We start from the raw sequence: 14,351 nt of genomic DNA, 5'->3' as shown, positions 1-14,351 counted from the left end.
TCCGGATGAGAACCGAAAACCAAATTCAATCTAAAATCAACGAATTGACACTGCAGCGCAGATCTCTGGAATCAAGATTAGCTTCATTAACAGAGAACAGCCCACAGCAAGATAACCTACAAGCTCAGCTCACTAGAGTTGAAGATATGATCATGATGCTGGAATGGGTGCTTAATGCACCCGTAGGGAGATATCATGCCTAAGTGCTGACTGCCATCCATTATTTTACCAAACAATGCCGGTAGCTGTGTTTACATAAAACGCGATTGCTTCCGGCTGTTTGATTCTTTTTTTATATCCAAATTTGTATTATGCTTTGCGCAGAGCAAAAAATCAATATCTTTCACCCTACTCTATGTATATTGTAAATTCACTGCATCCTCTAGATTGAGAATCATCTCTTTTTCTGTGTGATTAGCCGTCCTGTGTAAGTAGGCTTTATGCTCAGAATACGCATCCAAAGGCATTGGCCTACTAATCTTGTCAAGCATATTACGCTCGACATCAGCCAGTAAGTAATCCCCTTTTCCCGCTGCAACTCTGCACAAAATAATCAAAGCTACAGGCTTGTTCACAACAACCGCTCCATTCGACCGCGCAAATACAGTGTATTGAAATAACGGAATGGCCTCAGGTTCTTCAACACCAGCTGCACTAGATTGGTCAAAGATAGAATACATAAGGGAAGGATCACTTGATGAAGTACCGAGTTTCTTCTGATTAGACACCAACTTGCTGTTTTGGTAGGCAAGGAATCCCGCTGCTGCCAGCACAAGCACAAGTAAAATCACCAGTATCGCATACATCATCCCATCCCCACCTCCCACTCCAAAATAACAATTCCGGTTATATATTATCATGGAGGGAGGCCTAAGCCAATCTTATATTATCTGAAATTCAGCGCATACAGGTAATACTGATTCTATAAAGTTATTTTGAAATATTCAAAATAACAGTTGAAACTTTGATTTGCATGTCTCATAATGTAAATATGAATGTTGCTTGTCAATCCATATGGAAATCAAGGGAGGAAATTTAAAATGAAGTTTTTCTTGGATACCGGAAACATTGAAGAAATCAAACGTATTACTCGCCTAGGACTAGTGGATGGCGTAACGACTAACCCTTCGCTGATCGCTAAAGAAGGAAGATTGTTCAAGGATGTTATCAAAGAAATCGTTGCAATCGTTCCAGGACCTGTAAGCGCAGAAGTAATCGGACTTACAGCAGAAGAAATGCTTAAAGAAGCATACGAAATTGCTGAATGGGCTCCAAACGTTGTAATTAAACTCCCTATGACTGAAGATGGCTTGGAAGCTTGTTATGAGCTTACTAAAAAAGGCATCAAAACTAACGTTACACTAGTATTTTCCGCGGCTCAAGGTTTGATGGCTGCTAAAGCAGGCGCAACTTATATCTCTCCTTTCGTTGGTCGTCTGGATGATATCGGTGTTGACGGAATGAAGCTGATCAAGGATCTGAAGACTATCCTGACTAACTACAACTTGAAATCCGAGATCATTGCAGCAAGTATCCGCAACATTGCTCATGTTGAGCAAGCAGCTATTGCTGGTGCACACATCGCTACAATCCCAGGTTCACTTCTGCCAACCCTCTGGAAGCACCCGCTGACAGATAACGGTATTGAACGTTTCTTAAAGGATTGGGAATCTGTTCCACAAGCCTAAGAATATCTTTTATTCTTTTATCGAGAGGGCTATCCCACAAGCTGCGGCAACGCAGCTTAGGGATAGCCCTTTTTTCCATCCAGAGACATTGAGGAGGTTTGGCGAATACGTTTCGGCCAGATTGGAGGAATTACCTTCTCTGTGTCTTTAACGCCTGGCTCCCCCTTTTCCCCCTTACTCGGAGTTACTGCAAACAAGGTCAGCAATCCACCAATTGCCCCTACTGTAGCCATCAACGCAAACAAGACCCAATGCCCGCTGCTTAGCAGCAACGATACCACCGGTGGCCCCAACGCTACCCCTATAAACCTCATACTACTATAAAGAGCGGTGATTGTGCCGCTGTTCTCCTTCTCAATCCCCTCCGTGATTAAAGCATCCATACAGGGAAGTACAATTCCGATTCCAACACAGCCTAAACCCATAAACCCTACTAAAAAATAAATGCCTTTGTTGAATCCCGCACAAATCATCGCCGCAGTCAGTAACACCATGCCCCCAAAACCCAGCCATTTCATTAGCGTTTTATTCTGACCAATGATCTTTCCTGTTCCATAGGAGGACAGACATAAGAGGGCAAGCGGTATCGCCAGCACAAACCCCTTCGTTGCCCCGTGCATTTTATATTTAGTTTCCAGCATTTCTGATAAATAGAATTGGACACCAAAGGTCACAAACATACAGATGCCGCCTATGGCAAAAATAGCGTACAACCAACGTCCCTTTTTACGTAAAACGCTCACAATTCCAGATAAAAACGCCCGAAGTTCCTGTTTCTCAGGTTCATCCTTTGCTTCGGGTTTTCGGACCAGAAATAAGACTAACAAAAATGAAATTAGACATAGAATGGGAATTGCAATAAAAGGAGCAAACCAGAGCCATATCCCAAGATAGGCACCAAGAATTGGACTGAGTACTTTACCAAACGTATTGGAGGTCTCAATGATTCCCAGACTTTTGCTCACATCTTCTTCTTCCTTGAACAAATCGCCTACAAAGGGGATTACAATTGGAAAAGCACCCGCTGCACCAATTCCTTGCAACAGACGCCCCGCTAAGATCACCCAATAAGCGCTAACCCCCTTCATAAACCAAGCAGCCACCACGCAGACAGCACCGCCAATTGCGGCAATGATTAAACTCGGAAGAATAACCTTCTTTCGCCCAAAACGGTCTGACAGATAACCTGCAATAGGGATCATTACAATTGCCATCAATCCATACACGGTAATCAGCATACTGACTTGAAAAGCGCTAATGCCGAGTTCTTTGGAGATCTGCGGCAGAATAGGCAGCAGCATGGAGTTACCGAGGGTCATTATTAGTGGGATTGATGCTAAGGCAAGCAGATCCCATTTTCTTTCCTTCATGAACTGACCACCTTTGTCATTGTGTACAACATTCTTTATTGTGGTTTGTTCGCCCTTCTTTATTCATGAAAACAAAAAGACCGTCCCTCCGCTGCTGCGGAAAGGACGATCTTAAAATGAAGAAATCTATGCTTACAGCGACCCGGCGCTTAAAGATGCCACATTAGCGGACGGTATAAAATGGCTAGGTTCACCCAGACTAAAAATGTGCAGCAAGTGCATAGCCCGAGTGCACGCTGTATAAAACAATTTGCGTTCACTTTCTCTGCCATATTGTTCAGCCGAGCCATCATAGATGACGACCGCATCAAACTCCACGCCTTTGGCTAAATAAGCAGGCAGAACCAGTGTCCCCTTCTGAAAATTCGGTGTTTCCTTTGTAACAAGTCTCACCGGCAGGCTACGATTCAGTTCAGCATGAACCCTTGCGCTTTCCTCCGCTGTTTTGCAGATGACCGCCACATAATGATATCCCTCAGAATGCAGCTTGCGGATATCCTGTTCCACAGCATTCAGAAGCTCCTTCTCGCTGGATACCACACTTATCTGGGGTTCTTCTCCCCGCCGATTAAAAGGTACGATTCGTTCTCCTCCAGGGATCATTGACCGCGTAAACTCCACGATCTCATAAGTTGAACGGTAGCTTTGGGTTAACGAGATCACTTCTGTGTTCTCTTCACCATATATACTTACGAGACTAGACAAATCCCCCAGTACCTCACCTTGCGCATAAATGGCCTGGTTCAGGTCGCCTAATACGGTCATTTTTGCTCTTGGAAATAAACGCCGCATGAACTCTAATTGGAATGGAGAATAGTCTTGTACCTCATCTACAATCACATGGCGGATCAGTGTGTTGGTCCGGAAGCCTTGGCTTAACTCCTTCAGATAAAGGAATGGCGTAGCATCCTCATAAGCAAGCTCGTTCACTCCAATGGATTCCAATGTTTGCTCACAGATATCATCCCACACCTCTGGTAAAGGATAATCTCCATTGAGGCGCACCATAAGCTCGCGATCTGTAAATAACGTGCTGTACAAGCCCTTAACGTCCACAAAACGACCCCGTTTAGTCCAACCCCGCAGGGGTTTGAGCCGCTGGCTGACTACATAACGAGATAACACTTCTTTTTCCGTATCAAAATCGTCAAAGCTATCCTGCGAAGCTTTCTTCTTCCGACGCAACATCTGATATGCACGGTGATAATCGCTGGAATCCAGCAGCTCGATCTGATCTTCGACCCACTTCGCATTTCTTTCCTCATGAGTAAAATCTGCAATTTTCTTAAGCAGCCAGCGGATCATCAAATCCACACGATTTGCAAGCTTTATGGCAGGATCGTACGCATAGAACTGGCGTTCCATTTCTTCTTTACTGACCACTGCTTTCCCTTGAAACATTAAAGGCTTAAAAAGCATGCCCTCCTGTTCCAACAACGTAGCATACCGCCGAATCACATCAAGGAAAGGGACAGACGATTTATAGGCAATGCCTTCTCTACGTATAGCAACCTCAGGACCCTCAGGAGCATTAAGTAAACTTTCGGTCTGACTAAAGACATCTTCCAGCAGGAATTCATGTCCAAGACGATGTTCTAAATACATTTGAAACGTTGTTTGCTGCATATTTTCTTCGCCTAGCTCCGGGAGCACTGTAGATACATAGCTGTTAAACAGCGGATTCGGTGAGAACAGCAGCATTTGATCTGCTGATAATACTTCACGGTATTTATATAGAAGATAAGCTACCCGCTGTAATGCAGCAGAGGTTTTTCCGCTTCCCGCTGCTCCTTGCACAACTAGCATCCGGCTTTTGTCGTTGCGGATTATCGCATTTTGCTCTTTTTGAATTGTAGCAACAATACTTTTCATTCGATCGTCAGCGCTATGACTTAGCACCTGCTGCAGCAGCTCATCCCCGATCGTAACCCCAGTGTCAAACATAACTTCAATTACACCGTCAGCAATAACAAACTGGCGTTTAAGATTCATTGTTCCGGAGACTAATCCTCCAGGTGTTTCATAAGCTGCAGGACCTGGTGCTCCGTCATAATACAGACTGGAGATAGGCGCACGCCAGTCATAGATCAAAAAGGTGCCATCATCCTCCATCAAAGATCCAATCCCTAGATAAATCTTTTCCAGCCCGCCCGTTGGTTCCTCTGTGAAATCAATTCGGCCAAAGTAAGGAGAGACAACCAGCTTTTTATATTTTTTCAGCGCCTTGCTTGATTGCAAATGATGACGTTCCCGTTCATTTAGGATTTGGGACTGTTGGCGAAGACTTGTTGAGGTTTCTCCCAAATCATCCGGGCTACTGAAGTTTACGGTTACCTCTTCCCAGAAGTCTTTCCGCATATCCACTACATCACTGCGATGAAGTCCAAGCTCCTCTGATAAATTGCGAATATGGGCGGACAAAAGCTTGGTTACTCCGTCAACCCGTTCCTGTTCCTCTTTCCACTGACTTTCATTGTTATCCACCATTTCATCCCCTTTTGGAAGGTTGACATTCCATTTGAATCATGATATGATAAATTTGCATATTTATGTTTTTAAATGCATACTTATTCGATATCTTATCATTTTAGCAATTTCAGTTTGAGATTTCAAGTATTCTCTTAAATAGATGATCCGGTCCCTGTGGAACCGGATTTTTTGCTGTTACAAAGCTTATATGTTGCTCTTCACAAGGTTATGTTTAGGCTTCATGCACAGATTCTTTATCCTCCGCTATACGATTCATCTGATCGGCCACTTTATCTAAGCGCTCCAATTGATATCCGTAATCATAAATTGCAGCAGCCACAACATATAAACGCAGCTGACCTATTTTCTCTGCATTATACCCCAAAATCGCGGTATTCAGGAATTCATCATTGTCTTCTCCCAAGGGTTCGGATTCATTGGCATTGGGCTTTAATTTGTCTTCAAACTTAAGTAAGATGTGCTGATGATATTTGATTAAATGTTCCAAATGATTATCAAATAGAGCATCTGTATGTTCGGTCCGATCCGCCTGGAAATAATGCCGATCTACGGCCTCGAGAACATCGTAACCTTTTTGCAAAGAAGCTAACAGGTTCTTATACACAACCATTTGTCTAGTCTGGCTATACTTGGCCCGTTTTAACTGCTTCTGCTCCTCCTCAAATAATGCATACTTATCAGCCAACGATTTTATGGATGAATGCAAAGCATTTTTTTCATCACGAAATACACTTTCCTTCATCTCATGAGAAACCGCTGTTCTCAGCAATAAAGAGAGGCTTGAAAAAACATTCTCAATTTGCTTAATGTATTGCTTACGAGGTTTTGGAGGAACGACAATAATATTGATTAGAAATGCAGAAACAATACCTGTCAAAGTTAATAAAAAACGATTAAGTGCGAATTGCCATTCACCCGAAGCCTCCATCACTGTTATTACAGTAACTAACGTAAGACTTATCGTATCCGCCCGGTTGATTTTCATACTGATCATAATGACTAGAATACAGACCAAACCGACTGCTATTGGGCTGTTGGATAACAGCATCCCTCCGAGTAAAGCCAGAACGGCCCCCATTGTACTAGTCGTGAGCTGGTCAAGAAAATAACGCCAAGAGCGATAAATAGAGGGCTGCATAGCGAAAATCGCCGCAATCCCTGCACCCACGGCAGAAGGAAATTGAAGCATTACAGCTAAATACAGGGCTAGCGTAACGGCCAAACCTGTTTTAAATATGCGAGCTCCTAAAGCCAAACCTATCCCTCCTAAAAATTAGCCCACGCTACAATATGAACATCAGTGAACCCTCGTACTTCTAATTACCCCAGCCTGTAGTTGATGAATTTTAAGAACATTTAAGCTCTCACTCATGTTTCTTTCAGCTTTCAGGAAATACTAATTCGAGTAGTGCCTATCACATAACATACGAGGTGAGTGAATGAATAACAATATCAAAAGATTAATGACTTTCACGACCGTTATTTTTCTCAGCCTGTCTCCAGCTCTTGCGCCAATCGGAAGTGCTTCTGCTGAGAAAGTAACCCCTACAGCCACCGCACCTGGTGCCCATCCTTCAGAGAAAGGTCACGGTCACCATCCAGGAAAAGACGGAAAGGTTAGGGCTGGTGGACATTTCATTATTTTTGAAACGGCTAAACTGCTGGAAATGGATCGTACAGAGCTAATCAATAGCCTGAAAGCAGGCAAAACGCTCCCGCAACTTGCTCTTGAGAAAAAAGGCTGGACGGAAGATCAATATATTCAGAAGCTCTGCGAATCGGCAAACCAACGGCTGGATCAAGCCATCACCGAAGGACGTCTGACAAAAGATGAAGCCCAAAAGCTTAAAGCAGGACTTCCTGCGATGCTGAAGCAAAGAATAAGCAAAATGGGGCAATTCCAGGATCGCAAAACATCTGAACAACATGTGACGACTCCTTAAACAATCCTCTTACACATAAAGACGGATATCTTCATGCGTTATGAAAGATATCCGTTTTTGTATCTATCCTACTTCTTACGCGAGCTCTTGTAGATTTGAAATAAACAAATGGACAACATCAGCCAAGCGCCACTAGCCATATATCCCCCAATTACGTCACTCGGGTAATGAACACCCAGATAGATACGGCTCCAGCCAATCCCCACGGTCATGAATACGGCGAACATTATTAATAAGACCCGTTCATGCCTCCGCCGCAGATGACGCCACAATAAAAAGGCAATAACGCCGTACAAAGAGAATGCTGCCATTGAGTGCCCGCTCGGAAAACTATAACCAATCTCTTCAACAATGCGATGTAAATTCGGACGTTCTCTGTGAAAACATAACTTCATTATTGTATTCAAGAGCTGTGAGCCTAATCCAACCCACAGGAACAAGATTAATTCAAATCGGTGTTTCAGCAAAAAATAGAGCAGTGCCATGGTAACGATAGATAGGCCAATAGCGATCTTAGAGGAACCAATCAGAGATAAACCTTTGGCGAATGAGGTCAACCCCGGTGATTCCGCTGATTGTACCCCATCAATAATATAGTTATCAAAGGTTGATACCTTATTCATACTTACAAGGACAGCTATAACGGCGAAACAAGCAGCAAACCCTAAAAAAAAGCGAAAAGCTCTAGACCAGTTCTGATAATAAAGCATAAATACCTCCATGTCTATTCAGGTGACTGTTGATCTCATTTCCAGTGAGGGACTAACCCATGTTATAATTATTGAGAGAAAAAAATTCACAGAAGATGGAGTGCTGCCAAAGTGGAGAGTTTAAAATTGCAAGAACGATTGTTGAACCAGTTCATTTCCACAAAGGTGCCTGTGACGATTTTTACGACGAATGGTGTGAAAATGCAAGGGCTCGTAACCTCGTACGATGCTTTCACAATCACTTTACAAGGTCAAGGTGATGGCAGGCAAAATGTACTATTCAAATCTGCAGTATCCACTATTGTACCTCTTAAGCCCGTTTCGCTCAAATAGTCTACTCCCTCATTCACCTCATCAACCAGATAATCACAGGCTTTTATTTTCAAAAAAAGGGAACACCGGACTTTATATCCGGTGTTCCCTTTAGCATTTCCCAAGATCACTGATTCACTCTTCAAATGGAGTAACTTTATACAGGAACATTTACGGGCTTCACACATACCGGTTTGGATACTTCAGCTGTATTTCCAGTAAATTCGAGTCGGCCACTTGCCGCTTCTATTGAAAATACAACCAGGTTATTCGCATCACGATTTGCCACGATAAGATAAGCTCCATCTGGTGTCAATGCGAAGTGACGTGGATGTCCCCCACGAGTAGATACATATTCCAGATGTGTAAGCTTAGCAGATGCATTATCCACAGCATACACAGCGATATTATCAGCCCCACGGTTTGAAGCGTACAGATATTTTCCGTCCTTGGAAATGGCGATTTCAGCGCAAGTATTCTCTTCGTTAAAATCATCAGGCAGCGTCGGCACTGTATCTACAGTGTGCAGAGTGCCTGCGGCACTGTCATATGTAAACGATGTAATGGTGGAATCTACCTCGTTAATTACATAAGCAGACTTTCCGTCTGGATGAAAAGTGAAGTGGCGTGGTCCCGCTCCTGGATGCAGCGCCGTATCACCATGCACTTCTAGCTTGTTGGTTTCTCTATTGATTCTATAGGCACGAATTAAATCAAGCCCAAGATCAGATACAAACACATACTGCCCGTCCGGACTGAAAATAGCGGAATGGGGATGAGGGCGGTCCTGCCGTTCAGGATGCTGGCCATGACCTGAATGTACGGCCACATCAACTAATTGATCCGCAGCTTTCTCTTCATTTAATTTGATCAAACCAACGCTTCCACCATGATAACTACATACAACAACGTATTCATCATTCAAATCTCTATTGATATGGCAGGTGGTTGTTTGACGGTTGCCAGAAGCAGGCATGGAGGGAATGCGTTTCAGTTCACTCAATTTCCCGTCTTTTGGATCAATGGCAAAGGTAACAACCTCGCCTTCTTTTCCACCCTCACCATTCGGTTTTTCTCCTATAGCATATAGACGTTTTTCAGCGGTATCTACATTAACAAAGGTAGGATTAGTTAAGCCCTGCACCGAATCCAGCAGCTTTAGCGTACCACCTGCAGCTCCATCGAATTCAAACACCTGCACTCCGCTTTCCGCGGCACTTGCATAAGAACCTGTAAACAGCAATAACTTATTCTGCTCATTCATCTCTATATTCCTCCTCAAAAGTATTGCTACTTCACACTCATTAGATGTGATCATCTATATAATCTACAATTTTTAAACGTTAATTACAAACGATAAAGTTAGAAATGTACGAAACAATTCAAAAATGGGTCTTTCCAACGATTAACTGTTGTGATATAATGAAAGCGCTAACATTAGTCTTTTATTCCGTATAAAGGGGGAACATGAATGAGTAGCATCCTGCTGGAAGCCAGAAATGTGTACGAGGACTTCGAGGTGGAAACAGACATTCTGTTCTTTAAGGTCGGGGACCATGATTTGGTCATTTTTCACGGCAGAAACTATAACATAAAAAAGAGAATGACTGCCGAGCAATTAAATCGATTGTTGTCCAATTCAAGTTATTATCATGTGTACGGTGGCTGTTATGTCAACCTGAACAAGATCAGCTCTATCGCAGATGACTGCATTTATTTCGGTGAAATGGGCCTGTATGCTAAAAACGTACGTGTCCCAAGACGAAAACAAGAAAGCATTCGTCATCTTCTGAAAGGACTGAAGTAGACATCTTATTCCCATTAGCCGGAAGGGCATGTTACTGATGCCATTTCCGGCTTTTTGCTTTTTATTAATAGAAACTTAAAAAGATCCTGCCTTTTTTTATACTTTCTTAAGGTTTAGGATTAGGATTTCTGTTAAAGTTGTAAATAGACAAGCAACACCTATATTGAAGGGAGTCATTACTAATAATGGACAAAAAAGATCTGAATGGAAATGAGAACTTAGAAAACAACGGTACCACGGAAGAAGAATTGAACACTTCCGAGATTATCAATGAAGAGGTTGAAGTAGCGCAAGTTGCTGCTGAGGAACCTGTGAATACAACAAAAGCAGACAGTATTCCAGTAATGAACAAAGTCGGTGCGAACAACGCTACGCCACCTACACCTCCGACTGCTCCTAGAAGCAATAAAGCTTGGATGATTGCCTCTATCGTATTAGCTGCAGCACTAATCATTGTTCTGGTCGTCCAAAAAGACGACAGCAAAAAAGCTGTTGCAACAGTAAACGGAACAAAAATCACAAAAGAACAACTTTATGATAAATTGATCGAAGCAGGCGGAGAAAGCACGCTGCAATCTATGATTACAACTGAGCTTGTTGATCAAGAGGCTAAAAAAGCTAACGTAACTGTTACAGATGAAGACATCAACACTGAACTTGAAGATCTTAAAGCACAATTCGGCGGAGAAGCTGCCTTTAATGCTGCTTTGTCCCAAAGCTCAATGACTGTAGACGACTTGAAAAAGCAAATGCCGCTGCAAGTAAAGCTGCGTAAAATCCTTGAGCCACAAGTCACTGTAACGGATGATGAAATCAAAGAATACTATGACACAAATAAAGCTACTTTCAGTGAAGAAGAACAAGTTCGCGCTTCCCACATTCTCGTTGAGACTAAAGAAGAAGCAGATGCAATTCTGAAACAACTGAAAGAAGGCGCAGATTTCGCTACTCTTGCCAAGGAAAAATCCTCTGATACGGGTTCCAAGGATAATGGCGGAGATCTAGACTTCTTCAAACGTGGCGATATGGTAGCTGAATTCTCTGATGTAGCCTTTAAGCTAAAAGTTGGTGAAACCAGTGATGCTGTCAAATCCGATTATGGTTATCACATCATTAAAGTAACCGACCATAAAGATGCTAAAGATTATACACTGGAAGAAAAGAAAGATGAAATTCGTAAAACACTAGTTTCGCAAAAGGTTTCCACTCTGTCCTCCACTTGGATGTCAGAAACAACTGAAAAAGCAAAAATCACGAACACACTTACTGACGCTAAAGAAGATGCAGCTGCAACAGCTGAGCCAACTGCAAGCGCAGCAGCAGGAAATGAATCCACTAAATAATTGTGCCCGTCAAAAAGCAGGACAAGCGTTAATAAACGCTGTCCTGCTTTTTTTCATTTCTATGTTCAGGCCTTTGATTAAGCCTTAATGGCCTTTTTTACGGATTTGTTTATCGTGGTTCTCCCCCCACTCTTTCGCCTGCGCTGTGGCAATTGAAATCGCCCGCCCCTCCTCATAACCATCTTCGAGGAGCGCATTCGCAATATCGATTGCCTTATTGCGAACAGGTGCTGTGAAGTTCTTCAATGATTCTGGATAATCCTCTTTGTTCCATGGCATACCAAAAACCTCCTTAACCAGTCTATATACATACTTAGCCTGGTTAAGGAGGTTTCAAACGCTTATTTCACTTATTTAAAGACTTTAACACGATCTTCAATCGGTTGGAATTGTTTCTCACCAGCAGGAGTAACTGTTTTACCAAATGGCAATTGAGCAATCAATTTCCATTCTTGCGGGATGCCCCATGCTTCTTTTACTTCATCATCAATCAGTGGATTATAGTGCTGCAAGGATGCACCTACACCTGCTTCAGAAAGTGCTGTCCATACTACAAATTGCAGAATACCAGAGGATTGGTTAGCCCAAATTGGGAAGTTCTCAGCATATAGAGCGAAGTTCTCTTGCAGGCTCTTCACTACCCTTTGATCTTCAAAGAATAGTACGGAACCGTAACCTGCTTTGAAAGACGCTAATTTTTGCGCTGTTCCTTCAAATTGTTCGGCAGGAACGATTTTACGCAATGTTTCTGTAGTGATATCCCATAGCTTATCGTGTTGTTCTCCAAGAAGAACAACGGCTCTTGAGCTTTGGGAGTTGAAAGAAGTTGGGCTATGTAGCACCGCTTGTTCAACGATTTCTACAATTTGTGCATCCGAAATCGTAGATTCTTTACTAAGGGCATATATGGAACGTCTTCCTTTTACTGCTTCAAAGAAATTGTTAGACATAAAATAACTACCTCCATTAATTTTAGTAACTTACTTTTGTATATCTTAGCACCTTTTTTCTGAAAACACAACAGTTATTCACAACTTATTTTGTCGGGTATATTCGTTGCCAACTCTTATTGTCGCATTTATGGGCTTAATTATGCACCTGATCTATTAATCATTAATCACTTCAGGCGGGCCAGAAACTGCCCTCTTCCTTTTCCGATATACACCACGAGCTAAAATGCGCTACAATAGTGCAGCAAATGTATAGAAGGAAGGTTATAATCATGAAATTCCCAAGCGAGAAAGCCCTTGTTCGGCATAGAAAATCAGCCTTAATCTCATTATTGCTGCTCCTTTCAATGAGCTTGGCTCTAACTAGCTGTAAAGACACAAATTCGTCTAATTTAACCTCAACAGCACAAGATCCGAATGATCTTCACCCCCTCACTTTCTGGGTGGCAACGGACACTCACTTCTTAGATAAGAAGCTACAGGATGGCGGTACAGCTTTTCAAAAATATGTAACTGGCGGTGATGGAAAAATGCTGCCTTACAGTGATGAAATCCTTGAAACCTTGGTTTATGACGCTGAGCAGCAGAAGCCTGATTTTCTCATCCTGAGTGGAGATTTAACAAATAACGGAGAACGCAGCAGCCATCAGGAGCTAACCCAAAAATTAAAGCGAATCGAAGCACAAGGAACCTCTGTTTATGTCATTCCAGGCAACCACGATTTATTTAATCCTTGGGCCAGATCCTTCAGCGGGGATAAGCAGCTTGTTACGGATTCCATTACAGACAAAGACTTTACCAAAATGTATGAGGATTTCGGTTACAAAGAAGCTGTATCACGTGATAAAGAATCACTAAGTTACATCGTTAAGGCAGCGCCAAATTTATGGCTCCTTATGATTGACAGCAGCCAATATCATAACAATCAGAAATACGGTTTCCCCCAAACGGACGGACGCCTGACCGCCTCTACCCTATCATGGATAGATAATTCTGTTAAACTGGCTGCCAAGGAGCATGCTTCTGTTCTCACGGTTATGCACCACAATCTACTAAGCCACACCTCTATGTCTGTTTCAGGCTTTAAGCTTAACAACAGTCAGGAAACAATAAAGGTACTTCGTGAAAATGAACTTAATTTAGTCTTGTCAGGCCATATCCATATGCAGGACATCCGGGTAGACCCGGTAACTTCTTCGGAAGAAACGCCAATTTATGATATCGCAACAAGTGCAATGGCTGTCTATCCCCATCAATACGGAGCGATGACCTTCGATCCCCTGAGCAGAACCGTCAATTATGAAGCAACGCCCTTAAATGTAGAGGGATGGGCTAAAGCTAATGGCAATACAGATCAGAATCTTTTAAACTTCAAGACCTATGCTGAGGATACTTTTGCTACAAACTCTTATAACAAAGCTATGGATGGTTTAAAGGAGAGTTCCTTTACGCAGTCTGAAAAGGCATCGATGGCAGAGGTAATGGCCAAGCTAAATGTAAGATATTTCGCGGGGACAGCCGGCAGCTCCTCAGAAGATATTAAAGCGATGCCAGGCTACAAGCTTTGGGAAGGCCTACAAGAAGGCTTCTTAGGTGGATACATCCAAAGTATGACAGAGGACAAAGAACTTAGTAATATAGCTTTAGAGGTGGTATTAACGAAGCAATAACTGGATTATGCATTTCATATAAAAAACCCAGCCTCCACCCGCATTTATGCGTCAGATGGAAGCTGGGT

General features: G+C 42.6%; 15 protein-coding genes. 7 read left to right on the top strand and 8 right to left on the bottom strand.

Annotated features, from left to right (window positions below; genetic code table 11):
• Positions 1–5 precede the first annotated feature (5 nt).
• Positions 6–203, top strand: a complete 198-nt coding sequence (locus tag NSQ91_RS13075; protein ID WP_076125917.1) for a hypothetical protein — start codon at positions 6–8, stop codon at positions 201–203.
• A gap of 150 nt (positions 204–353) precedes the next feature.
• Here NSQ91_RS13075 and NSQ91_RS13070 read toward each other — a convergent pair whose 3' ends face one another.
• Positions 354–809, bottom strand: coding sequence for a hypothetical protein (locus tag NSQ91_RS13070; protein WP_340012459.1), 456 nt, complete (start codon positions 807–809; stop codon positions 354–356).
• A gap of 231 nt (positions 810–1,040) precedes the next feature.
• Between NSQ91_RS13070 and fsa the strand changes: the two genes are divergently transcribed.
• Positions 1,041–1,688, top strand: a complete 648-nt coding sequence (gene fsa / locus NSQ91_RS13065; protein ID WP_036686257.1) for a fructose-6-phosphate aldolase — start codon at positions 1,041–1,043, stop codon at positions 1,686–1,688.
• A gap of 56 nt (positions 1,689–1,744) precedes the next feature.
• Here the strand turns inward: fsa and NSQ91_RS13060 are convergent, their stop codons facing one another.
• The 3 genes from NSQ91_RS13060 to NSQ91_RS13050 all read right to left on the bottom strand — a co-directional run bounded on the left by NSQ91_RS13060 (position 1,745) and on the right by NSQ91_RS13050 (position 6,803).
• Entirely contained in the window at positions 1,745–3,058 is a 1,314-nt protein-coding gene (locus NSQ91_RS13060) for an MFS transporter (RefSeq protein ID WP_081383235.1), read from the bottom strand.
• A gap of 132 nt (positions 3,059–3,190) precedes the next feature.
• Positions 3,191–5,545 (bottom strand): RNA polymerase recycling motor HelD, encoded by a 2,355-nt coding sequence (gene helD / locus NSQ91_RS13055; RefSeq protein ID WP_445670800.1) that lies wholly within the window; start codon positions 5,543–5,545, stop codon positions 3,191–3,193.
• A gap of 214 nt (positions 5,546–5,759) precedes the next feature.
• The gene (locus NSQ91_RS13050) at positions 5,760–6,803 is read right to left on the bottom strand and encodes an FUSC family protein (RefSeq protein WP_076125912.1); all 1,044 of its coding nucleotides are present in this window, start codon (positions 6,801–6,803) and stop codon (positions 5,760–5,762) included.
• A gap of 184 nt (positions 6,804–6,987) precedes the next feature.
• On the opposite strand from NSQ91_RS13050, the gene NSQ91_RS13045 reads away from it, so the two are divergent.
• A complete protein-coding gene (locus NSQ91_RS13045; protein ID WP_076183438.1) occupies positions 6,988–7,491 on the top strand; it encodes a hypothetical protein in 504 nt (167 codons plus the stop codon).
• Between the two features lie 68 nt (positions 7,492–7,559).
• Here NSQ91_RS13045 and NSQ91_RS13040 read toward each other — a convergent pair whose 3' ends face one another.
• A complete protein-coding gene (locus NSQ91_RS13040) occupies positions 7,560–8,201 on the bottom strand; it encodes a phosphatase PAP2 family protein (RefSeq protein WP_076125909.1) in 642 nt (213 codons plus the stop codon).
• A gap of 111 nt (positions 8,202–8,312) precedes the next feature.
• Here NSQ91_RS13040 and hfq point away from each other — a divergent pair, with 111 nt between their 5' ends.
• Entirely contained in the window at positions 8,313–8,534 is a 222-nt protein-coding gene (gene hfq, locus NSQ91_RS13035; protein ID WP_036686247.1) for an RNA chaperone Hfq, read from the top strand.
• Between the two features lie 136 nt (positions 8,535–8,670).
• Here hfq and NSQ91_RS13030 read toward each other — a convergent pair whose 3' ends face one another.
• Positions 8,671–9,777 carry a lactonase family protein gene (locus NSQ91_RS13030; protein WP_076217722.1) on the bottom strand — a complete coding sequence of 369 codons (1,107 nt, stop codon included), beginning with the start codon at positions 9,775–9,777 and terminating at the stop codon, positions 8,671–8,673.
• A gap of 207 nt (positions 9,778–9,984) precedes the next feature.
• On the opposite strand from NSQ91_RS13030, the gene NSQ91_RS13025 reads away from it, so the two are divergent.
• On the top strand, positions 9,985–10,320 hold the full coding sequence (locus NSQ91_RS13025; RefSeq protein ID WP_036686243.1) for a LytTR family transcriptional regulator DNA-binding domain-containing protein: 336 nt from the start codon (positions 9,985–9,987) through the stop codon (positions 10,318–10,320).
• Between the two features lie 185 nt (positions 10,321–10,505).
• Positions 10,506–11,663 (top strand): peptidylprolyl isomerase, encoded by a 1,158-nt coding sequence (locus NSQ91_RS13020; protein ID WP_076125905.1) that lies wholly within the window; start codon positions 10,506–10,508, stop codon positions 11,661–11,663.
• Between the two features lie 84 nt (positions 11,664–11,747).
• Here the strand turns inward: NSQ91_RS13020 and NSQ91_RS13015 are convergent, their stop codons facing one another.
• Entirely contained in the window at positions 11,748–11,942 is a 195-nt protein-coding gene (locus NSQ91_RS13015) for a hypothetical protein (RefSeq protein ID WP_036686240.1), read from the bottom strand.
• A 71-nt stretch (positions 11,943–12,013) separates the two neighbouring features.
• A complete protein-coding gene (locus NSQ91_RS13010) occupies positions 12,014–12,613 on the bottom strand; it encodes a nitroreductase family protein (RefSeq protein ID WP_340918074.1) in 600 nt (199 codons plus the stop codon).
• A gap of 272 nt (positions 12,614–12,885) precedes the next feature.
• Here NSQ91_RS13010 and NSQ91_RS13005 point away from each other — a divergent pair, with 272 nt between their 5' ends.
• Positions 12,886–14,283 (top strand): metallophosphoesterase, encoded by a 1,398-nt coding sequence (locus NSQ91_RS13005; RefSeq protein WP_076189892.1) that lies wholly within the window; start codon positions 12,886–12,888, stop codon positions 14,281–14,283.
• The last annotated feature ends 68 nt before the right edge of the window (positions 14,284–14,351 follow it).

Source organism: Paenibacillus sp. FSL R7-0048 (assembly GCF_038004505.1).
GTDB classification, from domain to species: Bacteria; Bacillota; Bacilli; order Paenibacillales; family Paenibacillaceae; genus Paenibacillus_AQ; species Paenibacillus_AQ odorifer.
The sequence above is the reverse complement of the archived record's forward strand: the minus strand, read 5'-3'. Positions and strand labels throughout refer to the sequence as shown.